Genomic DNA, 625 nt, shown 5'->3' with positions numbered 1-625 from the left:
CTAAAATTGTACTTACTTCAGTTCTTGCAACGTCATCTACCGCAGTATTAGCCAGTGATAAATGGGAAAAAGAATCCATGGACGCTTGGCTAGATGGTAAAGCAGAAACCACCTTACTGCTTAATAGCAACCTGAACTCTTTTGATATCAACACTGATGTTGAAAATCAGGTGGTTACGCTGACAGGTTCGGTCAATAACGATTTGGAAAAGTCGCTGGCAGAAGAGTTGGTTTCAGGCCTTGATGGTGTGAAAAAAGTAAATAACGAGCTAACGGTTGTGAGTGAGAATAAACAAGATGCCGATTCTGATGCATTTGCTGCATTAACGGATTCAAAAATTACTACTATTGTGAAAACTCGTTTACTGATGGATACCAGCGTTAGTGGTACAGACATTGATGTCACTACAGAAAATAAAACCGTAACCTTAACCGGTAAAGTGAACTCAGATGCCGAGCATGATCTGGCATTATCGATTGCAAATAATACCAACGATGTAAATAAGGTTGTCGATAAGCTTGAAGTTGTTCAGTAATAACTAATGTTGAGCTTTCACTTTAAAAAATAAGGAGACAACACCATGGTTCGTTGGATGTTTATTTTCCTTGCTTTGGCTCTCGTTTC

The 625-nt window shown here is 38.9% G+C and carries 1 protein-coding gene; it reads left to right on the top strand.

The features are described 5' to 3' along the window. Positions 1-536: BON domain-containing protein (locus tag R7P64_RS24335; protein ID WP_318124181.1), on the top strand; the 536-nt coding region annotated here is incomplete at its 5' end. Positions 537-625 lie beyond the last annotated feature (89 nt).

The sequence above is a fragment of the Vibrio sp. 2304 genome (assembly GCF_033339475.1).
In the GTDB taxonomy this organism is placed as follows: domain Bacteria; phylum Pseudomonadota; class Gammaproteobacteria; order Enterobacterales; family Vibrionaceae; genus Vibrio; species Vibrio alginolyticus.
The sequence above is the reverse complement of the archived record's forward strand: the minus strand, read 5'-3'. Positions and strand labels throughout refer to the sequence as shown.